The organism is Actinokineospora sp. NBRC 105648 (genome assembly GCF_030269645.1).
GTDB lineage: Bacteria > Actinomycetota > Actinomycetes > Mycobacteriales > Pseudonocardiaceae > Actinokineospora.
In genome coordinates, this window is record NZ_BSTR01000049.1 from 39,424 (window position 1) to 60,530 (window position 21,107).

Below are 21,107 nucleotides of genomic sequence, written 5' to 3' on the forward strand. Positions count from 1 at the left end.
GATGCGAGAGTCGAACCGTACCGCGCGGGCAAGAATGCACCGGGAAGGGCATGTGATGATGCTTTTCGAGCAAGACCCAAGCCAGTTGTCCGGCGGGACGGTCGGCACGGGCCGCCAGACCCCGCTGCGCAGCTACGACCTGTTCATCGGCGGCAAGGACGTCCCGGGCGACGGCTGGGTCTACACCACCAGCGCCGCCTCGCTGCTGGAGGACGTGTTCACCAGCATCAGCCTCAAGCGGGCCCTGGAGAAGAACCCCGACGACGAGGCCTCGCAGCACCGGTACGTGGTCGGCCGCTGCGGCGTCGCGACCACCGAGCACATCGACGAGGCCCTGCAGGCCGCCGCCGACGCGACCCGGGAGTGGGCCGCGGTGCCGCTCAAGCAGCGGATGCGCCTCGGCGAGCTGTTCCGCCAGACGCTGGTCGACAACCAGGACGAGTTCCTCGAGCTGCTCATCGCCGAGTCGCACCCGGTCAACCTGGCCCGCTGGGAGCTCAGCTGCCTGCAGCAGGTCTACGGCCCGGAGAGCCTGGACTGGTACTCGCAGCGCATGCACACCGAGTTCCAGCACGGCAGCCGCAGGCTCATCGTGCGCCGCCAGCCCGACGGCGTGGTGTGCTTCAACCCGCCGCAGAACGCCGCGGGCCCCAGCGCCGCGCTGGCCGTGCTGCCGCTGATGGCGGGCAACGCGGTGGTCGTGCGCGCGCCGCGCAGCATCCCGCTGTCCACCATGTACCTGTGCCGCGACCTGATCGCGCCGCTGCTCGAGGAGGTCGGCGCGCCCGCGGGTGTGCTGAACGTGATCTGCAGCAACCCCAAGCAGACCATGGACCGGTGGGTGGAGAGCCCGCTGGTGAACGACATCTTCTTCATCGGCGGCTCGGAGGAGGGCTTCAAGCTCCAGGAGCGCTGCATCGCCAACGGCAAGAAGCCGATCCTGGAGCTGGCGGGCAACGACACCATCGTGGTGTGGAAGGACGCCGACCTCGACGCCGCGGTCGAGGCGATCCTGGAGTGCTTCTACGGCTCCGGCCAGATCTGCATGGTGCCCAACTGCGTGGTCGTGCACCCCGAGGTCGCCGAGCAGCTGCTGGCCAAGATCCAGGAGCAGATCGTCGACATCCGCCCGGGCTACCCGGACGAGGAGGGCGTGCTGCTCTCCCCGGTGCGCCGCGCGGAGAAGTTCTTCGCCCTGCAGAAGCAGGCCATCGAGAACGGCGCGGTGCTGGTCACCGGCGGCGGTCGGATGGAGATCGACGGCACCCCGTCGGACACCGGCGTGTTCCTGCAGCCCACCGTGCTGCGGGTGGACGGTCTGGACACCGCCCGCGAGCTGGACATGGTCAAGCACGAGACGTTCTTCCCGCTGCTGCCGGTGATCGTGCCCGCCGCGGCCGGGGACTCCGAGCACCTCGACGACTTCATCGAGTTCGTCAACACCAACGCCTACGGTCTGCGCAACTCGGTGTGGGCGGCCTCGGACGAGATCATCGACGCCTTCGTCGCCCGGGTGGTCAACGGCGGCCTGCTCAAGGTCAACGACTCGCACATCGGCTTCCTGCCCTACCTGCCCAGCCACGGCGGCACCGGCCTCACCGGCGGCGTCTTCGGCGAGGCCAACTACCCGATGCTCAAGACCTCGCACGTGCAGGGCGTGAGCGTCGCCACCGGAATCCGTCCCCGCCAAGCCGTCTTCGGCGACGCTTAACCCCAGCTGGAGGTAGTTCCCGTGCGTTCCCTCGACTCCGCTCGCGAGGTCTGCGAGCAGTTCCACCCCGGCCTGGTCAAGGCGCTCGACGCGCTCACCTTCGCCGAGCGCGAGACCCCGGGCAGCCCGGTCATCGAGCTGTTCCGCGACCACGGCGGCGTCGGCCTGCTGGTCCCCACCGAGCACGGCGGCCACGGTGCCGACCTGGTGGAGGCCGTGCAGGTCATGCGGGCCATCGGTTCGCTGTCGCCGTCGCTGGCCGCCGCGGCGACCATGCACCACTTCACCGCCGCCACCCTGTACGCGCTGGCCCCCACCGAGGGTCGGCTCAGCGCCGCGCAGGTCGAGCTGCTCAAGAGCGTGGTGCCCGGCCGCAAGATCCTGGCCTCGGGCTGGGCCGAGGGGCGCACCGAGCAGAACATCCTGGTGCCGGCCGTCACCGCGGTCCCGGTCGAGGGCGGCTACCGGCTCAGCGGCACCAAGAAGCCGTGCAGCCTGTCGAAGTCGATGGACTACCTCACCGCCTCGATCGCGGTCCCGGGCGCGACCGGTGAGCCCGAGCTCGCGATGGCGCTCATCCCGGCGGACGCCGAGGGCATCTCGGTGCACCCGTTCTGGGGCAACGACGTCCTGGCCGCCGCGGAGAGCGAGGAGGTGCGCTTGGTCGACGTCTTCGTCCCCGAGGACCTGGTCATCCGCACCACCGCCGAGGACCCCGAGCGCATGGTCGCGCTGCAGCTGGCCGGGTTCGTCTGGTTCGAGCTGCTGATCTCGGCCGGGTACGTCGGCGCCGCCTCCGCCCTGGTGGAGAAGGTGCTCAAGCGCGGTCGCGGCAGCGCCACCGACCAGGTGCAGCTGGTGATCAAGGTCGAGTCCGCGTTCGCCGTGCTGGAGGGCGCCGCCCGCGGCGTGCTCGACGGGGTCGACGGCGAGGAGGCCGTCGCGAACGCGCTGGTCGCCAGGTTCGCCGCGCAGCAGGCCATCGCCGAGTCGACGGCCACCGCGCTGGAGCTGTTGGGCGGCCTGGACTTCATCACCTCGGCCGACAGCGCGCGACTGGCCACCGGCGTGCGCCCGCTGGCCTTCCACCCGCCGTCGCGCAACAGCGTCGCCGAGGCGCTGGTCGCGTACTACAACGGCGCCGACCTGGAACTGGGCTGATCGACCATGACCGCCATCGCTGACGCGCCCACCACGCAGACCGCACCCGCCCACGGCGCCGTCGAGAACCACAGCGCCTACGACGAGCGCATCCTCAACCTCTACCGCACCCACCTCAGCCGGGGTCGGGTCACCCTCGCCGAGCTGCTCGGCAGCCACGTCGAGCACCTCTCCGACGGCGCCTGGATCACCACCAGCGACGGCGAGCGGTTCCTCAACTGCGGCGGCTACGGGGTGTTCATCCTCGGCGCCCGGCACCCGATCGTGCTGTCCGAAGTGGAGCGACAGCTCCGGGACAACCCGATGGGCACCCGGATCCTGCTCGAGCCCACCGCCGCCGAGGCGGCCGAGCAGCTGTGCTCGGTGGTGCCCAAGGGCCTCGACCGCGTGCACTTCTCGCTCTCCGGCGCCGAGGCGGTGGAAACCGGGCTGAAGCTGGCCCGCGCCAACGGGTTCAAGCGCACCGTGTCGATGGTCAACGGCTACCACGGCAAGTCGCTCGGCGCGCTCTCGGCCACCGCCAAGGACGTCTACCAGAACCCGTTCCGCCCGCTGATCCCCGACTTCACCCACCTGCCCTACGGTGACCTCGACGCGCTCGAGGCCGAGCTCAAGGCGCACCCGGGCCAGGTCGCGGTGATCCTCGAGCCGGTCCAGGGCGAGGCGGGTGTGATCATCCCGCCCGCGGGGTACCTGCGCGGTGTCGAGGCGCTGGTCCGCGAGTACGGCGGTTTCCTGATCCTGGACGAGGTCCAGACCGGGATGGGCAGGCTGGGCGAGTGGTGGGGCGCCGACTTCGACGGCGTCACCCCGGACGTGCTGCTGGCGGGCAAGGCGCTCGGCGGCGGCGTGCTGCCGGTGTCCGCGGCCATCGCCAGCCGCAAGGCGTACAAGCCCTTCGACAAGGACCCCTTCCTGCACACCGGGACCTTCGCCGCCATGCCGGTGCTGATGGCCGCGGTGCGCGGCTCGATCCGGGCCCTGCAGGAGGAGCGGCTGGTCACCCGCGCCGCCGAGCTCGGCGCCGCGCTGCTGCCGCGGATCACCGAGATCGTCACCCGCAACATCGGCCACCTGGTCAAGGAGGTGCGCGGGCAGGGCCTGCTGATCGGCGTCGAGCTCGCCGAGCCGGGCCTGGCCGGGGAGCTGCTCACCGAGCTGTTCAACGCCGGTGTGGTCGCCAACCACTCGATGACCGGGAGCGCCGTCGTGCGCTTCACCCCGCCGGCGATCCTGACCCCCGCCGACGTGGAGTTCCTGCTCAATGCGATCGACCAGGCCACCAAGGACCTCGTCACGGGGTCGGCCACCATGCCGGAAGGGCGGTAGGAAAGTGCGACACGTCGAACTGGAAGCCACTGTGCTCCACCAGCGGGCCGAGGTGGTGCTGGCCCAGCTGGTGCGCTTCGACCGCTACCCGCACCTGGCGCCGCACGTGCGGGCCACCGAGGTGCACCAGAGCCTGCCCTCGACCACCGGCAGCTCCAGCTGGGAGCTGCACTTCCGCAGCGGCCTGCTGCGCTGGACCGAGGCCGAGACCTTCGACCTGGACACCCTGACCGTCGCCTTCACCCAGGACGACGGCGACTTCGACACCTTCGAGGGCGCCTGGACCTTCGTCCAGGACGGCGCGGACACCACGGTGCGCTTCGCCGCCGACTTCGACTTCGGCATCCCCTCGATGGAGGGCATCCTCGACCCGATCGCCGAGCGGGTCATCCGGGAGACGGTGGCCTGGGCCATCGACGGCTCCTTCCCCGAGGTCACCTTCGCCGGTGACCTCCAGCTCCAGCCGGTCGCCGCGGCGACCCCTGGCCAGTAGCCAGTTCCGCCCGAGGAGCCAGACATGGACCAGCTCAACCCCTACGAGACCCCCAAGACCTTCCAACTGCACCGCGCCGAGTACCTCTTCGGCGTCGCCGTGGTCACCGGCCTGATGATCGCCAACTTCAGCGAGCTGCGCTGGTGGGTCGTCGTCGCGGGCTTCTTCTACATCGACGTGATCGGCTACCTGCCGGGCGCGATCGCCTACAAGAAGGCCAACGGCGGCCCGGTGCCGAAGATCTACTACGTGCTCTACAACTTCATGCACAGCTTCATCACCCAGGGCGCGGTCATCCTCATCTGGTGCCTGACCGTCGGCCCCGAGTGGGCGCTGCTGATCATCCCGTTCCACCTGTTCGGCGACCGCGGCCTGTTCGGCAACTTCATGAAGCCGTTCGCGCTGCCGTTCGAGCCGGAGGCCCAGCCCGCGTACCAGAAGATGCTCGACGCGCTGGGCGTCAAGGAGAAGGCGCCCAAGGGGCACGAACCCAAGGAAGCCAAGACCCCCGCCCTGCAGCCGGCCGCTTGAGAATCCGAAAGGGACAGTCGTGACCATCGCCCCCGAAGCCGACTTCGACGCCGCGCCGACCCTGCTCGACGGGGCCAAGAACCTGGTGCTGACCGCCGAGCACTGCGACCTCGCCTACTGGTTCACCGATGTCGCCCAGGGCACCCTGGCGGGCCGCGGTGCCACCGGGCACGGCCCGGACGCGGTCATCCCGGACTTCATGCTCGAGGACGGGCCGCTGCGCGACGCGCTCGTGCTGGAGTTCGGCTACCGCGCCCTGTCCGAGGAGCTGGCCACCCGCCTGCTCGCCCACTACGTGGCCAACGCCCCGGGCATCCCGGAGATGGAGTTCTTCGCCACCCAGCTCATCGACGAGGCCCGGCACTCCCGGGTGTTCCGCCAGCACCTGGTCTCGCTCGGCATCCCGCAGGAGAAGGTCTTCGCCGAGATCGAGGACATGACGGCCGACTACCGCCGCCGCGTGCTCAACCCGGTCGAGGAGTACTCGCTCGACATCGTCCGCGACCGCAAGGACTTCTACGGTGGCGTCGCGGTGTTCACCATCGTCATCGAGGGCGTGCTGGCGCCCGCGGCCGAGCTCAGCGAGCGCAAGTGGGGCGTGCTGAACCCGGCGGCGGGCGAGATCTCCCGGGGCACCTCGATCGACGAGATCCGCCACCTCGTGGTCGGCAGCTCCATCCTGCGCGAGCACCTGATCAAGACCCCGGAGTACAAGCCGCGGCTGCTGGAGATCCTCGAGGCCGGTCGGCAGCTGTGGAACGAGGTGCCCGACCGCGAGTACGTCATCCACCGCGAGGAGCTCTTCCAGAAGGGCATGCACCAGCAGGCCGACCTGATCGGCGACTACGAGCTGTGGCCCGGTGTGCGGATGCTCGACACCACCCCCGACGAGCGCTACGACGCGGCGGAGCGGTGGACCGACGAGATGGCCGAGTCGCGGATGGCCTACATGGGCCTGCCCACCGACTGGCTCTCCGGTCCGCCCGCGTAGTCGGTTCGAAGTCCCCCCGCTCTAACCCTGAACGACGCTAAGGAGAATCGCCGTGTTCGAGACGCTGAAGACCATCCTCGTCGACAAGCTCAAGATCTCCCCGGACCAGATCACGCTGGAGGCGTCCAAAGAGGACGTCGAGCTGGACTCGCTGGCCGTGGTCGAGCTCTCGCTGGTGCTGGAGAAGGAGCTCGGCCTCAAGATCAGCGACGACGAGCTGATCGAGGTCGACACCGTGGGCGAGATCGTGGCCCTGATGAACGAGCGGAGCGTGACGGTCTGATGGCGGGCCCCGACGACGTCGCGGTGACCGGGCTGGGCCTGGTCACCCCCGGCGGCATCGGGGTCGAGGCAGGCTGGGCGGCCGTCGTGGCGGGCCGCTCGGCCGCGGCCCACGACCCCGTACTGGCGGACAACCCGGTCTCGATCTCCTGCCGGGTGCCGGGCTTCGATCCCGCTGCGTTACTCGGTGGCCGCCGGGCGCACCGGCTGGACCGGTTCGTGCAGCTGGCCTTGGTGGCGGCGAAGGAGGCGGTGACCGACGCCGGTCTGGACACCGCGACCTGGGACGGTGCCCGGGTCGGGGTGGTCATCGGCAGCGCGGGTGGCGGTGCCGAGACCTTCGAGGCCCAGCACCGGGTGCTGCTCGAGGAGAACCCGGCCTGGGTGTCCCCGCTGCTGCTGCCGATGCACCTGTCGAACATGGCCGCGGGCCAGGTCGCCATGGAGTTCGGCGCCCGCGGTCCGAACATGGTGGTGGCCACGGCGTGCGCGTCCGGGGCCACCGCGATCGGCATCGCCCGGGACCTGCTGGCCCGCGACCGGTGCGACATCGTGCTGGCCGGGGGCACCGAGGCGCTGCTCAACCCGGTGACCATGGCCGGGTTCGCCCGGATGGGCGCACTGTCCAAACGGGACGACCCGAGCACCGCGTCGCGGCCGTTCGACCTGGACCGGGACGGCTTCGTCGGCGCCGAGGGCGCGGCGATGCTGGTGCTGGAACGGGCCGCGGACGCGAAGGCGGCCGGGCGGCGGGTGCGCGGGCGGGTGCTGGGCTACGGCGCCACGGCCGACGCCCACCACATCACCTCGCCGGACCCGGACGGCAGGGGTGTGCGGGCGGCGATCGAGGCGGCGCTGGCCGAGGCGGAGGCGACCACGGCCGATGTCGTGCACGTCAACGCGCACGGCACCTCCACCCCGCTCAACGACCTGGTCGAGGCGCAGGTGCTCGCCCGGGTGCTGCCGCACCGCCCGCTGGTGACCTCCACCAAGGGCGTCACCGGGCACATGATGGGTGCCGCGGGGGCCGCGGAGGCGGTGTTCTCCCTGCTCGCCCTGGCCAACGGGCTGGTCCCGCCGACGGCCAACACCGAGCGGCTGGACCCGCGGATCGACATCGACGTGGCCTTCGCGGCCACGCCGGTGGGCCAGGGGTTGGTGCTGAGCAACTCCTTCGGCTTCGGCGGCCAGAACGCGGTGTTGGCCCTCGCCGCCGCGTGATGGTTCCGAACGCCACAAGCCGAGACGGTGGAACCCCCCGGGGGTCCCACCGTCTCGGCTTGTGGTGCCGCTAGTCCTGGCGCAGTGCCGCGACGATCTCGGTGATGCGCGCGCCGAAGCGCGCCGTGTCGGCGGGGGACAGGGTGGTCCAGTCCTCGCCGTCGGTCGTGTGTTGGGTGCTGAGCAGGTAGCGGCCCTGGTCGTTGTCCAGCCAGAGCAGGCCGGGGTGCCGCCGTGGCTTGCCCTGTGCATCGCGGACGGTGACGCCGAGCGTGCCCGCTCGCTGGATCGGGCGTTGCATGACCGCACTGAGGTGACTGAGCGCGACGCGGTGCGCGGCCTGGCCCGTCAGCGATTCGGTGTACCCACCGCTCGCCTGCGGTTGTGCCGCCGAGGCGGGCACGGTGATCGACCGGCCGGGTCCGGGCTTGCACGCGGGGAGCAACTCCAACACGGATGCCACAACAGCGGTGTCGCGCACCTCGGCGAGGTGGATCGCCCGGGCCGTCTGCACGGCCCGCACCGCGTGCCGCCCGCGCGTCGCCACCACCGCCCTCGGCCGCGCGTCCGATTCCGCGTTGTGCAGGACGACCAAGTCGACGGTCATGTCCGGGGCAGCCAGCAGCCGCAGCCCGCTCACCAGTTCCGGTACCGGTGCACCCGCGCGGGTCAGGCCGCGACGGTCCAGCTCGGCGTACACGGCGGCCTTGATGCGGGCCCGTTCGTCCAGGGTGTCGCCGTGGCAGGCGACCTGGAGCGGGAACGGCTGCGGGCCCAGCCGCAGGTCGTCCCACAGCACGTCGAAGGCCGCGGGCGGGAGGTCGGCCACCGGTCTCATCGGCGGCGTCAACCGCCGATCACCGGGGGCACGGTCCGCTCGTCGGTACCGAAGATCGAGTCCGGATCGGCCTCCAGCAGGTAGGCGGCCCGGGTGTGCTCGTCGTCTTCCTCGCCTTGGCCCCGGGTGCCCGCACCGGCACCGCCCATACCCATCGCGCCACTGCGGCCGCCTGCCGGGCCACTACCCGCGCGCCCCGCTGCCGCCTCAGCGGCAGGAGTGCCCACCCCGGTCCGTGCCGCACCACCGCGCTCACCGGAACCGTGTGCACCACCCGCGCCACCACTCGCGCCGCCGCCCGCGCCCCCTCGGCCTGAGAGACCACCGGATCGCGCCGCCGCACCCGGGTCGTAGCCGCCCGGGGTGAAGCCGCCGGACAACCCGTTGGGGTGACCGCCGGTGCTCGCGTCGACTGGACCGGGGCGAACACCGTTGACCAGGTCGGGCCCGGTGGGCAGACCACCGCCCGACGGTGGCGCGAACCGATCCGGGTTGGTGCCGGCGTCGGGGCCACCGGGATTGCCAGGCCTACCTGGGTTTCCCGGGCCACTCGGGCCGCCAGGACCGCCGCCGGGCGGCTGGGTGCCGGTCGGACCGGGCCGCTCGGAGCCGCCCGAACCGCCATCCCGGCCGCCACCCCCGGTCCGGTCGGACGACCCGCCGACCTGGTCACCCGGCTTGGTGCTCGGCCGCGGGTACCCGTCCCGCCCGCCGTGGCTGTTCGTGACACCCCATTGACCGCGTCCCTCGACGGAGTCCCGATCCGGGGGCTCGGTGGTGCCGTCGGGCAACTCAGGCGGCGCGCTGAAAGCGGGGACGGCGGCGGCCGAGGCGGTCATGAGCAGGTCACGCCGTTCGACGACCCGAACGGCCTCCTGGTGCGCGGCGGTGTGCTCGGCGTAGCGCTGGGGGATCTCCCAGGTGAGCGCGACCATCTTGAACGGGTTCGGGAAGGCGTCGCGGTACATCTGCCCGGGGTCGTACGGGACCGGCTTGGGCATGGTGGTCTGCGCGAACTCGGCGGCGTCGACCTGCCCGGAGATCGCCGTGGAGGCGGCGCTGAAGTGCTTCCCCGACTGCACGCTCCACTCCGCGACCTCGCGCAACCGGGAGCGCATGGCGTCCCCGGCCGGGCCGGTCCAGCTCGCCTCGGACCCGACGACCGCCTCCTGGATGGCGATTCCGGCCTGGCGCAGCTCGGCGCCCAGGTTCTTCCACTCGTCGGCGACCTTCTGGGCGGTGCCCACGTCCGCCGGGTCGGTCATCGCCTTGAGCGCGTCGTGGTCGTGCGCCTGGTAGTTCACGTTCGGACGCGGGACGTGCCGCCAACCCGGTCTGGTCACCTCGGTGCCTCCCTACGGCAGTTTCGGGTCGATCATCCGCGCGACGACGAGGGCCTTGGCGCACGCCTTCGCGGTGTCCTTCAACCCGCTGGCGGTGGCGGTGATCTGCACCGAGGACATTTCGGTGATCACGACGTAGATGTCGCAGCCACCCGCGCCGCCGCCCAGGTTCGCCAGTTCGGTGGCCTCGTGCCTGCCGATTTCGACCGGCGTCGGCACGCCACCCTGGAAGTCGGCGTCCTTGAGGCTGAAGTTCTCGCGGATGCTGATTCCGAATCCGTAGTCGCCGCTTTTGGTCCAGTCGCATCCCCGCGACTTGGCGGTGTCCGCGGGTTCCCCGCCCGCTACGCCGAGTTGGGCCAGCTCCGAATCCGAGAACATTTCACACGGTTCGATCCGCGACAACGCCGATGATCCGCTGGCGGTCGTCGGCGGGGATTTCGTGGTGGCGGACTCGGATTCCGCCACCGGGGTCGTCACCGCTGGGGTGGCCGCCTGCGGACTACCGCTGACCGCGCCACCGGAACACCCGGTCAGCACCGCCAGCGCGGCCAAGACCGCACCGAGTGCGCGCACGGACCCGCTCACTCGGGACCGCCGATCGCGCGCAGGGCCCCGGCGTGCTCGTCGTCGGCGTGGCTGTAGGCGGTCGTGTTGGACTCGACGGCCGCCTTCAGCTCGTCGATGTGCTGGCTGAACCTGGTCAGCAGCTCCTGAGCGGACTCCGGGCCGCCCGCGGCCAAGTCCTGGTTGAACCTGCTGATCTCGTGCGCGAAACCGCCACCGAGCGGGATGTCGAGGGACATCTGGCGGGTCGCCCGTGACATCTGCTCGACGCTGTCCTTGACCGTGGTCAGCTGGGTGACGATCGCCGCGCGGATGTCCGGGGAGATGGCGAAACCAGTCGCCCCGGCGACCGCGGCCGCTTCCTCCAATCCCTGGAGGAAGTTCCCGAAAATCGACCCCCACGGTCCGTCCGACTCCGTGTCGTGCGGGTGCGCCCGGACCCATTCCCGGATGTCGGCCGGGGTCCGCGGCGGAATCGGCGTGGACGGCTGTGTGCCTTCGGGCATGGCTCCCCTTGACGACGGGCGTGTTCGGCCGCGCAGGACATTACCGAGGGTCGCGGTATTTCGGCAGGTTGTTGTCGGGTGAATGCCAGCGCGCCCGCCGCGTTCACACCAACGGCCGCGTGTCAGGCGGTGATCAGGAGCAGGTCAGGCGCGCGTGGTCCGATTCCGGCGAACCAGAAGCCCAGTCGCGGAGGCGTGCGATGACCGACCGGACCGAGACCGTCCAAGCGCTGCTCGCGCTGCCCGGGCACGAGCGCCTCGAAGCACTGGAGTCGGTGGTCGTGACCGAGTTCCGCGCCGCGCTGCTGATGACCGAGGACGAGGGGCTGCCGCTGGACAAGGCGTTCTTCGAGCTCGGGCTGACCTCGCTGCGGATCACCGAGGTCAAGCGGCGGCTGGAGGACCGGCTCGGCTGCGACATCAGCGCCAACGCCCTGTTCAACCGACCGACCGTGCGCGAGCTGGTCGCGTACCTGAGCACCGACGTGCTCACCGACCTCTTCCCCCAGCCGACCGCGCGGGCCGCCGCCCCGTCCGACTCGGGCGGCGATGTCTCCGATGGCGACCGCGCGCTGGTCGACGACCTGCTCAAGGACCTGTACAGCGCCTAGCGGGCGCACCTACCGGAGGCGGACATGGCTAAGCCCGACGACCAGACCGGTCGCACCGACGAGCTGGCGCGCCAGCAGGCCACGATCCGGGCGCTGCTGCTGGAGAAGTACGAGCCGATCGCCATCGTCGGCATCGGGTTGAAGTTCCCCGGTGGCAGCGAGACCCCGGCCGAGTTCGCGGACTTCCTGCGCGAGGGCCGCTCGGGCATCTCGCCGCTGCCGCGCGACCGGTGGGACGCCGAGGCGTTCACCCCGCAGGGGCCCGACGACAAGGGCAAGATCCGCGCAGAGAACGGCGGCTACCTGGACCGGCTCGACCTGTTCGACGCGCCGTTCTTCAACATCTCGCCCAAGGAAGCCCAGTACATGGACCCCCAGCAGCGGCTGCTGCTGGAGACCGCCTGGGAGGCCCTGGAGCACGCCAACCTCGACCCCACCCCGTTGCGCAAGGGCAACGGCGGGGTCTACGTCGGTGCCAGCTCGATCGACTACGCCTTCGAGATGGACCAGCTCGCCTACCCCGAGCTCGACGGCCACCTCGCCTCCGGGGTGACGTTCTTCCCGCTCTCGGGCAGGCTCTCCTACTTCCTCGGCTGGCACGGGCCGTGCATGACCGTCGACACCGCCTGCGCGTCCGGGCTCACCGCGATCCACCTGGCCGTCAAGGGCCTGCGCTCGCGGGAGTGCGAGATCGCGCTGGCGGGCGGTGTCAACGCGCTGCACCACCCGCGCACCCAGGTGATCTTCTCGGCGGCGAACATGCTCGCCACCGACGGCCAGTGCAAGACCTTCGACGAGTCCGCCGACGGCTACGCCCGCGCCGAGGGCTGCGGCGTGCTGGTGCTCAAGCGCCTCTCCGACGCCCGCCGCGACGGTGACACCGTGCTCGCGCTCATCCGCGGCACCGCGGTCGGCCAGGACGGCGACAGCGCCGGCCTGACCGTCCCAAATGGACCCGCGCAGGAGAAGGTGATGCGCTCGGCGATCACCGCCGCCGCGCTCGCGCCCAAGGACATCTCCTACGTCGAGGCGCACGGCACCGGCACCCCGCTGGGCGACCCGATCGAGATGGGCGCCATCGCCGACGTGTTCGCCCAGTCGCACACCAAGGACGCGCCGGTGGTGGTGGGTTCGGTGAAGACGAACCTGGGCCACATGGAGCCGGTGGCCGGTGTGGTCGGCGTGATCAAGACCGTGCTGCAGCTGCGCGAGTCGCGCATCTTCCCGCACCTGAACTACACCAACCCCTCCGGCCGCATCCCGTGGGCCAGCTACCCGGTGGAGATCCCCACCGAGGTGCGGCCGTGGGAGGCGGAGACCAAGCGCGCGCTGGTCAACAGCTTCGGCTTCGGCGGTACCATCTCCGCCGCCGTGCTGGAGCAGGCGCCACCCACGTCCACTGTGGAGCGTCGGCCGAGTCCGGTCGCGGGCGAGGTGTTCGCGCTGTCGGCGAAGAACCGGCGCTCGCTCAAGGCGCAGCTGGAGCAGTACCGGGAGTACCTGGCCGCGCACCCGGACGTCGACCTCGGTGAGCTGTGCCGCACGGTCACCACCGGCCGCTCGCACTTCTCGCTGCGGGTCGCGGGCCTGGTCCGCGACCGCGACGAGCTCGACGCGCTGCTGGGCCGGGACACCGACGGGGTCAGTGCGGGTGACTCGCGCAAGATCGCGTTCCTGTTCACCGGCCAGGGTTCGCAGTACCTCGGCATGGGCGCCTCGCTCTACCGTGAGCACCCGGTCTTCGCCGCGCACCTCGACGAGACCGACCGGCTGTTCGAGCCGCTGCTGGGCCGCTCCGTGCGCGACCTGGTGCTCGGCAACGCCGAGGACGACGGCGCGATCAACCAGACCCGCTACACCCAGGCCGCGCTGTTCGCCCTCGAGTACGCGCTGGCGCAGCTCTGGATCTCCTGGGGCGCGAAGCCCGCCGCGCTCATCGGCCACAGCATCGGCGAGGTCGTCGCGGCCACGGTCGCCGGGCTGTTCACGCTGCCCGACGCGATCAAGCTGGTCGCGGCCCGAGGTCGGCTGATGCAGTCGGTCACCGCACCCGGTGGCATGGCCGCGGTGACGGCGCCCGCCGAGGACGTGCTCCCGTTGCTGGCGGGCTACTCCGACCTCGCGATGGCGGCGTACAACGCGCCGTCGCAGTGCGTGGTCTCCGGTGGCACCGAGTCGCTGGCCGCGGTGACCGCCAAGCTCACCGAGCAGGGCGTCAACGTCAAGCAGCTGGCCGTCTCGCACGCGTTTCACTCGCCGCTGATGACCGAGGTGTTCGACGAGTTCCGGGCCGCGCTGGCCGAGATCTCCTTCCACGAGCCCAAGCTCACGCTGATCTCCAACCTCACCGGCAAGGTCGCCCGGGTCGCGCAGATCTCCGACCCGGAGTACTGGGTGCGCCACATCGGCGAGGCGGTCAACTTCGCCGCGGGCATGAAGGCCCTGGAGCGGCGCGGGAAGCACGTGTTCATCGAGGTGGGCCCGTCCGGCGCGCTGACCTCGCTGGCCAAGAAGTGCGTCACCGCCGAGGACCACCGCTGGCTGACCAGCGTGCACCCCAAGGACCCCGAGGGCGCGACCGTCCGCAAGTCCGTCGCCCAGCTCTACACCTCCGGCGCGACCGTCGCGTGGGCGAACTTCCACGGCGACCGCGCGGGCACCACGCTCGTGCTGCCGACCTACGCCTTCGAGCACAAGCGCTACTGGCTGCCCGAGGGCAAGGGCGCGTGGGCGCAGACCCGCGGCGGCGGCCACCCGGTGCTGGGCACCGAGGTCACCGGCGAGGCGGGCGTCCGCGAGTTCCGGGCCACCGTGCCCACCGCGCCCGGCCCCGAGGCGCTGCTGGACCTGCTGTTCGCCCTGCAGGACAAGGTGTACGGCGAGATCGCCCGCGCGGTGTCCGAGGTGCGGCTGCACCCGGTCGCCGAGAACGCCGACGCCGACAGCGTCGACGTCCGGACCGTGCTGCGCGACGGCGAGGTGACTGTCCACATCGGAGAGACCGTGGCCGCCACCGCGACCATCGGTGGTCTCCCGGACGCACCGAGCGGGTTCGACGGCCTGTCGACGCCGCTGACCACCGAGCTGGGCGAGTACCTGCCGTCGGCGCTGTTCGACGGCGGTACGCCCATCCGGGTCGGCTCCGTCCGGCTGGCCAAGAAGCCGCGCTCAGCGGACCTGCGGATCGTCGTCCGGCCCGGCGAGCCGAAGCTGGTCGACGAGGACACCCGGGTGGACATCGCCGTCTACGAGGGCGACCGGCTGGTCGCGGAGCTGTCCGAGGTCGGCCTGCGCGAGGGCGCCCCCGCGCACTTCCTGCACCGGTTGCACTGGGTCGCCCAGGTCGCCGAGGAGCCGACGTCCGCGCTCGCCCCGCGGCGCGTGGTGGTCCTCGGCCGCGAGGTCGACCCCGAGTTGGCGGCCGCCGCCGACGTCGCGGGCGTCGACGTCCAGTTCGGCACCGAGCGCCTAGCCGACGAGCCGACCGACGTGGTGTGGTTCTGGCGGTCGCTCGACCAGTCTGGTGTGGACGGTCTGCGGGCCGAGAACGAGCTGAACTTCACCAGCCTGCTCGACTCGCTCAAGGCGTTGTCGGAGAGCGGTTTCGGCCGCTCGCAGCGGCTCTGGCTGGTCACCGACCACGCCCAGGTCCTGCCCGGCGACACCGACACCCGGATCGCGGGCTCGACCCTGTGGGGCTTCGCCCAGGTGCTGCTCAACGAGTACCCGACCTACCGCCCCACCCTGATCGACACCGACAGCGTCGACGGCCTGCTGCACGAGCTGCGCTCCCGCGACACCGGCGACTTCCAGGTGGCCTACCGCGACGGCACCCGCTACGCCAAGCGCTTGCGCGCCTACGACGCCGAGGCCGACGTCGCCCGCAAGGTCGAGGTCCGCGACGACCGGACGTACCTGGTCACCGGCGGTCTCGGCGCGCTCGGCCTGGTCACCGCCGAGAAGCTGGTCGACCTCGGCGCCCGGCACGTCACCCTGGTCGGCCGCGGGGCCACCCCGGCGGCCGACGCGATCGACGTCTGGGAGCGCCTGAACGAGCGGGCGAAGGTCACCGTCCTGCAGGGTGACCTGGGCAAGGCCGAGGACGTCCAGCGGATCTTCGCGAGCCTGGACCTCCCGCTGGGTGGTCTGGTGCACGCCGCCGGTGGCCTGGCCGACGCGCCCATCCCGGCGCAGACCTGGGCGACGATCGACGGCCTGTTCGGCCCGAAGGTCTACGGTTCCTGGCTGCTGCACGAGGCCACCAAGGACATCCCCGAGCTGGAGTTCTTCGTCGCCTTCTCCTCCGCCGCCGCGGTCGTCGGTGGTGTCTCGCAGTCGAACTACGCCGCCGCCAACGCCTTCCTCGACCAGCTCTGCCACTACCGCGCCGCCCAAGGGTTGCCCGCGCTGGCGGTCAACTGGGGTCCGTGGTCGGAGGTCGGCATGTCCGCCCGGCTGAGCGAGCTGCACGTCAAGGCGCTCGAGCACGAGGGTGTCCGGTTCTTCACCCCCACGAAGGCGTTGCGGGCGTTGGCCGCCCTGCTCGGCAACGGCGCCCCGCAGGTCGCCGCCGGTGAGGTCGACTGGGCCAAGTTCACCGCGGCCAAGCCCGTGGTCAGCGGCCTCTACAGCGAGCTGTTCACCGCGGTCGAGGGCGACCGGGGCCTGGACCCCGACGCCCTGCGGGCGCTGCCGCGCGAGGAGCGGGTGGCCGCGGTCCGCGACTTCATCCGGGCCACGGTGGCGCGGATCCTGCAGGTCGAGGACATCGCCGACATCGAGGCGGGCACCGAGTTCGTCCGGATGGGGATGGACTCGCTGGCCTCGGTCGACCTGAAGAACACCCTGGAGGGCGCCGTGGGCGTGCCGCTGCCGTCGGGGGTCACCTTCGACTACCCGACCCCGACCCTGCTGGCCGAGTTCGTGGACCTGAGCCTCGCTGGAGAGAAAAGATGAGAAGCGACTGGACGCTGACCGCGACCTCGGCGCGGCACGCCGCCGAGCGCGGCGACCACCCGGCGGTGCTCTGCGAGGACCGCGTCGTCACCTACGCCGAGCTGCACCGGGAGTCCAACCGCACCGCGCACCGGCTGCTCGCCGCGGGCCTGCGCACCGGTGACCGGGTGGCCTACCTGGGCCTGGAGTCCGAGCACTACTACGAGATCGCCCTGGGCTGCGCCAAGTCCGGTGTCGTGCTGGTCCCGGTCAACTGGCGGCTCACCGCCGACGAGGTCGACCACATCCTGCGCGACTCCGGGGCCACGCTGCTCTTCGTCGAGCGCGAGTTCACCGCGCTGGCCGAGAAGATCCGCGACGAGCTGCCGAACCTGACCGGTGTCGTCGAGCTCGACACCGACGAGCGCGCCGCGGGCTTCCAGGAGTGGAAGGCACAGCACGGCGGGTCCACTGCGGACTTGACCGCGCCGACCGGGCCGGACGACGCGATCCTGCAGATCTACACCAGCGGCACCACCGGCTTCCCCAAGGGCGTCGTGCTGGCCAACCGGGCGTTCTTCACCCTGCCCGAGGCGATGGCCGAGGCGGGTGTGGCCTGGCTCGACTGGCTGCCGACCGACCGCAGCCTGATCTCGCTGCCCGGCTTCGGGATCGCGGGCATGGGCTGGTTCATGCACGGTTTCAACGCCGGTGCCACCAACGTGGTCATGCGGATGTTCGTCTCCGAGGAAGCCGTCCGCCTCATTGAGACAGTCGGGGTCACGATCACCTTCGCCGCTCCCGCGATGCTGCAGATGCTCATCGAGGAGCGCAAGGTCGGCCCGGACACCTTCACCTCGCTGCGCAAGGTGGCCTACGGCGCGGCACCGATCTCCTCGGCGCTGCTGGAGCGGCTGATCGAGGTGATGGGCTGCGAGTTCGCCCAGATCTACGCCGCCACCGAGACCGGCACCTGCGCGGTGTCGCTGCCGCCGGAGGACCACGTGCCCGGCTCGCCGCTGCTCAAGGCCGCGGGCAAGGCGTGTCCCGGCCACGAGCTCAAGGTGATCGACGGCCAGGGCAACGTGCTGCCGCCCAACGAGATCGGCCAGGTCTGCATCAAGACGCCCGCGCACATGCTGGGCTACTGGAACCTGCCCGAGGCCACCGCCAAGACGCTGATCGGCGACTGGCTGCACATGGGCGACGCCGGCTACCTCGACGAGGACGGCTACCTGTTCCTCTGCGACCGCATCAACGACACGATCATCCAGGGCGGGCAGAACATCTACCCGGCCGAGATCGAGAAGGCGCTGGCCGGGCACCCGGCCGTCGCCGACTCGGCGATCATCGGCCTGCCGCACCCGCTGTGGGGCGAGGCCGTGCACGCCTGCGTGATCGCCCGCGAACCGCTCACCCCGCGCGAGCTGATGGTCTTCCTGTCCGGCCGCATCGCCGACTACAAGATCCCCACCGAGTGGGAGTTCGTCGAGTCCATCCCCCGCAACCCCTCCGGCAAGATCCTGCGCCGCGTGCTGCGCGAGGACCGCCTGCCCACCGCCGAAAGGAACGCCTCGTGACCAGCACCGTCCGGATCGGCGCACTGCTGCCGACCCGCGAGATGGCCATCCTCGACGACTTCTCCATCAGCCCGCTGCTGGACTTCGCCCGCCGCGCCGAGGCGCTGGGCTACGACTCGCTCTGGACCGGCGACTCGCTGGTGGCCCGCACCCGGCTCGACCCGTTCGTGGTGCTCTCGGCCGCCGCCGCGGTCACCGAGAAGATCACCCTGGGCACCGGCGCGCTCACCGCGTCGCTGCGGCACCCGTTGCTGGGCGCCAACATGGTGACCAGCCTCGACCACGCCTCCGGTGGCGACCGCCTGGTCCTCGGCCTCGGCGCGGGCTTCCCGATGCCGGAGAGCGAGGACGAGTTCAACTCCGTCGGCGTGCCGTTCGACGGCCGGGTCGGCAGGCTCGACGAGACCGCGCGCTACTGGAAGACCGCGTGGTCGGCCCGCACCGAGGGCGCCGAGACCGCGCACACCGGCAAGCTGTGGCAGACCGAGCGCCTGGACCGGCTCGCCGCGCCCGCGACCAAGGGCGGCCCGCCGCTGTGGCTCGCGGGCAGCGACACCCCGCGCGTGCTGGCCCGCGTGGCCAAGCTCTACGACGGCTGGCTCCCCTTCCTGCCGACGGACTCCGCCTACGCCACCGCGTGGGACAAGATCCAGGAGCAGGCGGGCGACCGGCACATCACCCCCGGCCTCTACGCCACGGTGAACATCAACCCGGACGCGGTGAAGGCCAAGGCGCAGCTGGAGGACTACCTCCAGGGCTACTACGGCCGCTCGCTCGAGGTCATGTCCACCTTCCAGGCCTACGGCTGGGGCAGCGCCGACGACTGCGCCGAGTGGCTCGCGGGCTACATCCGCGCGGGCGCCCGGCACATCGTGATCCGGATCGGCTCGCTCGACCCGGGCGACCAGCTCGAGCAGCTGGCCGAGGCCGTGCTGCCCGCGGTGCGGGGGATCCTCTGATGGGCAGCTGGTTCGAACCCGCCGAGGTCGGCGCCGACGCCCCGCTGCGGCTGTTCCTGTTCCCGCACGCGGGAAGCGGCGGCGCGATCTACCGGAACTGGGACGGTCTGCTCACCCCGGACTTCGCCCAGCAGATCGTGTCCCTGCCCGGCCGCGAGAAGCGGTTCGGCGAGGACGCGTTCATGGAGATCGAGCCGCTGGTCGACGCGCTCTACGACGCGCTGCTCGACGAGCTCGACGACCGCCCGTACGCCTTCTTCGGGCACTGCCTCGGCGCGCAGCTGGCCTACCGGGTGGCGGTGTGCCTGCGCCGCGACGGCGAACGCGGCCCGATCCTGATCGGCGCCTCGGGCTGGTCGCCGGAGGGCTTCCAGCAGGCCACCTACGAGCAGAGCCAGATGCCCGAACCGGACCTGATCGAGTGGATGAAGACGCTCGGCTCGTTCCCGGAGGAGGTCTACGGCGACCCCCAGGTGATGCAGATGATCATCCCGGCGCTGCGCGCGGACCTGGCGGTCGTCTCGACCTACGTCGACGACGCCGCCGAGGTCGACATCCCGCTGGTCTCCTACAGCGGCAAGCAGGACCCGCTGATGTCGCCGGGCGCGATGGTCGCCTGGCAGACCAGGACCACCGAGTACCTGGGCAACAGCGAGTTCACCGGCGACCACTTCTACATCGACAACCCCGACCACGCGGTCGCGGTCACCGCGGACCTGACCCGGCACCTGGTGCGCAGGCTGGCCCCGGCATGACCGCCCCCGCCGAGGAACTGCTGCTCGCCCAGCTGCCCTTCGCCCGGCTGCTGGGCGTCCGGCTGGTCACGGCGACCAGGGAGGAGGTGCGCGCCGAACTCGACTGGTCACCGGAGCGCTGCACGGTGTTCTCGGTCATGCACGGCGGCGCCCTGATGGGCATCGCCGACACCGTGGGCGGCGTACTGGCCTACCTCAACCTCCCGGCGGGCGCCCAAACGTCCACAGTGGAGTCGAAGACGAACTTCCTGCGCGCGGTCCGGGCGGGCGTGGTCACGGCCGTGGCCACCCCGATGCACGTGGGTGCCCAGTTCATCGTCGCCCAGACCAACCTGCTCGACGACACCGGTGCCCTGGTCGCCCAGACCACCCAGACCCAGGCCGTCCTGCACCCCCGGCGCTGATTCATGACCTCCCGGGTAATCGCTATCGCTCGTCGACCCCGGCAGGCTGGTACCCAACGAGCTACCGAAGGAGACATCGTGACCACGACCGCCTCTCGCCCGACCGACCTCAAGGCCGCGACGCCCGCGGTCACCCTGCTCCGCCGCTTCCTGGCCCTGGACGCCGCTGTGACCACCGGCAACGGCCTGATCTACCTGCTCTTCTCCACCTGGGCGGCCGACCTGCTGGGCGTCTCCGCCTCCGGCTTGGTAGGCATCGGCATCTTCCTGACCGTCTTCGGCCTGGGTGTCGCCGCAGTCGCCGCCTCCAAGTCGCCCTCCCGCGCCGCCACCACGGTCATCATCGACGCCAACCTGCTCTGGGCCGTCGCCAGCGTCGTGGTCGCCGTCTTCGGCATCATGGGCGCGAACACGGTGGGCACGGTGTGGACCATCCTGCAGGCGGGCACGGTCGGCGGCTTCGCGCTGCTCCAGCTGTTCGCGCTGAACAAGGTCAAGAACGCCAAGTAGCCAGCAGGCCACACGGCAAGCAGGCCACACGGCAAGAACGGCAAGCAGGCCGCGCAGCCAGAACTCTGCTGCTACAGCCAGAACAGAGTGAGAGCCGCCTCCACAACGGAGGCGGCTTTCGCGCGTCCCGACCTTCCGGTCCCGCTTCCTTCCCGGTCCCTCCTCCTCCTTCTCCTCTTCCTTTCAGTTCCTTGTCCGTTTTTCCTTCATCATCAACCGCTTCCCCCAGCTAACCGCAGCGGTGAGGCCGACTTCGCTGGTACGCAAGTCCCGTTACGGATGCTCGATCTAGTGGACTTGCTTCGTGTGGGGGGAGAGTGCCGCTAAACTTGCCGTGGGTGGGGATGCCCTTACCCTGCCCTTTTCTCTCCACCGCGGTG

The 21,107-nt window shown here is 71.0% G+C and carries 19 protein-coding genes; 15 read left to right on the top strand and 4 right to left on the bottom strand.

The annotated features are described in order from the left end of the window. The first annotated feature begins 55 nt into the window (after nucleotides 1–55). Genes QSK30_RS30040 through QSK30_RS30075 form a run of 8 tightly spaced genes read left to right on the top strand, consistent with a single transcriptional unit; the run spans nucleotide 56 to nucleotide 7,719 of the window. Nucleotides 56–1,711 (top strand): aldehyde dehydrogenase family protein, encoded by a 1,656-nt coding sequence (locus QSK30_RS30040; protein ID WP_285508000.1) that lies wholly within the window; start codon nucleotides 56–58, stop codon nucleotides 1,709–1,711. Nucleotides 1,712–1,732: 21 nt separating this feature from the next. Continuing rightward, the gene (locus tag QSK30_RS30045; protein ID WP_285508001.1) at nucleotides 1,733–2,872 is read left to right on the top strand and encodes an acyl-CoA dehydrogenase family protein; all 1,140 of its coding nucleotides are present in this window, start codon (nucleotides 1,733–1,735) and stop codon (nucleotides 2,870–2,872) included. A gap of 6 nt (nucleotides 2,873–2,878) precedes the next feature. After that, a complete protein-coding gene (locus tag QSK30_RS30050) occupies nucleotides 2,879–4,201 on the top strand; it encodes an aspartate aminotransferase family protein (RefSeq protein ID WP_285508003.1) in 1,323 nt (440 codons plus the stop codon). 4 nt (nucleotides 4,202–4,205) lie between these two features. Further along, complete coding sequence (locus tag QSK30_RS30055) at nucleotides 4,206–4,694, top strand: type II toxin-antitoxin system RatA family toxin (RefSeq protein ID WP_285508004.1); 489 nt, start codon at nucleotides 4,206–4,208, stop codon at nucleotides 4,692–4,694. Between the two features lie 24 nt (nucleotides 4,695–4,718). Further along, nucleotides 4,719–5,225 carry a hypothetical protein gene (locus QSK30_RS30060; RefSeq protein ID WP_285508006.1) on the top strand — a complete coding sequence of 169 codons (507 nt, stop codon included), beginning with the start codon at nucleotides 4,719–4,721 and terminating at the stop codon, nucleotides 5,223–5,225. 19 nt (nucleotides 5,226–5,244) lie between these two features. After that, the gene (locus tag QSK30_RS30065) at nucleotides 5,245–6,216 is read left to right on the top strand and encodes a ferritin family protein (RefSeq protein ID WP_285508008.1); all 972 of its coding nucleotides are present in this window, start codon (nucleotides 5,245–5,247) and stop codon (nucleotides 6,214–6,216) included. A 52-nt stretch (nucleotides 6,217–6,268) separates the two neighbouring features. Then, nucleotides 6,269–6,499 carry an acyl carrier protein gene (locus QSK30_RS30070; RefSeq protein WP_285508010.1) on the top strand — a complete coding sequence of 77 codons (231 nt, stop codon included), beginning with the start codon at nucleotides 6,269–6,271 and terminating at the stop codon, nucleotides 6,497–6,499. Then, entirely contained in the window at nucleotides 6,499–7,719 is a 1,221-nt protein-coding gene (locus QSK30_RS30075; protein WP_285508011.1) for a beta-ketoacyl-[acyl-carrier-protein] synthase family protein, read from the top strand. The genes QSK30_RS30070 and QSK30_RS30075 overlap by 1 nt, the downstream gene beginning before the upstream one ends. 70 nt (nucleotides 7,720–7,789) lie before the next feature. On the opposite strand, the gene QSK30_RS30080 is transcribed toward QSK30_RS30075, so the two are convergent. From QSK30_RS30080 to QSK30_RS30095, 4 genes are read right to left on the bottom strand one after another with little or no spacing between them, the layout of a single operon-like run. Continuing rightward, the gene (locus tag QSK30_RS30080) at nucleotides 7,790–8,557 is read right to left on the bottom strand and encodes an ESX secretion-associated protein EspG (protein WP_285508013.1); all 768 of its coding nucleotides are present in this window, start codon (nucleotides 8,555–8,557) and stop codon (nucleotides 7,790–7,792) included. An 8-nt stretch (nucleotides 8,558–8,565) separates the two neighbouring features. Further along, the gene (locus QSK30_RS30085) at nucleotides 8,566–9,900 is read right to left on the bottom strand and encodes a PPE domain-containing protein (protein WP_285508015.1); all 1,335 of its coding nucleotides are present in this window, start codon (nucleotides 9,898–9,900) and stop codon (nucleotides 8,566–8,568) included. Between the two features lie 12 nt (nucleotides 9,901–9,912). Continuing rightward, nucleotides 9,913–10,476, bottom strand: coding sequence for a DUF3558 family protein (locus QSK30_RS30090; RefSeq protein ID WP_285508017.1), 564 nt, complete (start codon nucleotides 10,474–10,476; stop codon nucleotides 9,913–9,915). Between the two features lie 8 nt (nucleotides 10,477–10,484). Further along, nucleotides 10,485–10,973, bottom strand: a complete 489-nt coding sequence (locus tag QSK30_RS30095; protein WP_285508019.1) for a hypothetical protein — start codon at nucleotides 10,971–10,973, stop codon at nucleotides 10,485–10,487. A gap of 200 nt (nucleotides 10,974–11,173) precedes the next feature. On the opposite strand from QSK30_RS30095, the gene QSK30_RS30100 reads away from it, so the two are divergent. The 7 genes from QSK30_RS30100 (at nucleotide 11,174) to QSK30_RS30130 (ending at nucleotide 20,727) form a co-directional block, all read left to right on the top strand. Further along, nucleotides 11,174–11,584, top strand: coding sequence for an acyl carrier protein (locus QSK30_RS30100; protein ID WP_285508020.1), 411 nt, complete (start codon nucleotides 11,174–11,176; stop codon nucleotides 11,582–11,584). Between the two features lie 24 nt (nucleotides 11,585–11,608). After that, nucleotides 11,609–16,540 (top strand): type I polyketide synthase, encoded by a 4,932-nt coding sequence (locus QSK30_RS30105; protein ID WP_285508021.1) that lies wholly within the window; start codon nucleotides 11,609–11,611, stop codon nucleotides 16,538–16,540. After that, nucleotides 16,537–18,099 carry a long-chain-fatty-acid--CoA ligase gene (locus QSK30_RS30110; RefSeq protein ID WP_285508023.1) on the top strand — a complete coding sequence of 521 codons (1,563 nt, stop codon included), beginning with the start codon at nucleotides 16,537–16,539 and terminating at the stop codon, nucleotides 18,097–18,099. The genes QSK30_RS30105 and QSK30_RS30110 overlap by 4 nt, the downstream gene beginning before the upstream one ends. Next, nucleotides 18,096–19,058 carry an LLM class flavin-dependent oxidoreductase gene (locus QSK30_RS30115; RefSeq protein ID WP_285508025.1) on the top strand — a complete coding sequence of 321 codons (963 nt, stop codon included), beginning with the start codon at nucleotides 18,096–18,098 and terminating at the stop codon, nucleotides 19,056–19,058. The genes QSK30_RS30110 and QSK30_RS30115 overlap by 4 nt, the downstream gene beginning before the upstream one ends. Continuing rightward, nucleotides 19,058–19,813 carry a thioesterase II family protein gene (locus QSK30_RS30120; protein WP_285508026.1) on the top strand — a complete coding sequence of 252 codons (756 nt, stop codon included), beginning with the start codon at nucleotides 19,058–19,060 and terminating at the stop codon, nucleotides 19,811–19,813. The genes QSK30_RS30115 and QSK30_RS30120 overlap by 1 nt, the downstream gene beginning before the upstream one ends. Further along, complete coding sequence (locus QSK30_RS30125) at nucleotides 19,810–20,217, top strand: PaaI family thioesterase (protein WP_285508028.1); 408 nt, start codon at nucleotides 19,810–19,812, stop codon at nucleotides 20,215–20,217. The genes QSK30_RS30120 and QSK30_RS30125 overlap by 4 nt, the downstream gene beginning before the upstream one ends. Before the next feature lie 78 nt (nucleotides 20,218–20,295). Continuing rightward, nucleotides 20,296–20,727, top strand: coding sequence for a hypothetical protein (locus QSK30_RS30130; RefSeq protein WP_285508030.1), 432 nt, complete (start codon nucleotides 20,296–20,298; stop codon nucleotides 20,725–20,727). Nucleotides 20,728–21,107 lie beyond the last annotated feature (380 nt).

Bases quoted from the DNA above. Each gene is read 5' to 3' on its own strand.
- QSK30_RS30125 (WP_285508028.1), top strand. From the start codon at position 19,810: ATGACCGCCCCCGCCGAGGAACTGCTGCTCGCCCAGCTGCCCTTCGCC.
- QSK30_RS30060 (WP_285508006.1), top strand. From the start codon at position 4,719: ATGGACCAGCTCAACCCCTACGAGACCCCCAAGACCTTCCAACTGCAC.
- QSK30_RS30120 (WP_285508026.1), top strand. From the start codon at position 19,058: ATGGGCAGCTGGTTCGAACCCGCCGAGGTCGGCGCCGACGCCCCGCTG.
- QSK30_RS30105 (WP_285508021.1), top strand. From the start codon at position 11,609: ATGGCTAAGCCCGACGACCAGACCGGTCGCACCGACGAGCTGGCGCGC.
- QSK30_RS30080 (WP_285508013.1), bottom strand. From the start codon at position 8,557: ATGAGACCGGTGGCCGACCTCCCGCCCGCGGCCTTCGACGTGCTGTGG.
- QSK30_RS30050 (WP_285508003.1), top strand. From the start codon at position 2,879: ATGACCGCCATCGCTGACGCGCCCACCACGCAGACCGCACCCGCCCAC.
- QSK30_RS30095 (WP_285508019.1), bottom strand. From the start codon at position 10,973: ATGCCCGAAGGCACACAGCCGTCCACGCCGATTCCGCCGCGGACCCCG.
- QSK30_RS30040 (WP_285508000.1), top strand. From the start codon at position 56: ATGATGCTTTTCGAGCAAGACCCAAGCCAGTTGTCCGGCGGGACGGTC.
- QSK30_RS30100 (WP_285508020.1), top strand. From the start codon at position 11,174: ATGACCGACCGGACCGAGACCGTCCAAGCGCTGCTCGCGCTGCCCGGG.
- QSK30_RS30110 (WP_285508023.1), top strand. From the start codon at position 16,537: ATGAGAAGCGACTGGACGCTGACCGCGACCTCGGCGCGGCACGCCGCC.
- QSK30_RS30075 (WP_285508011.1), top strand. From the start codon at position 6,499: ATGGCGGGCCCCGACGACGTCGCGGTGACCGGGCTGGGCCTGGTCACC.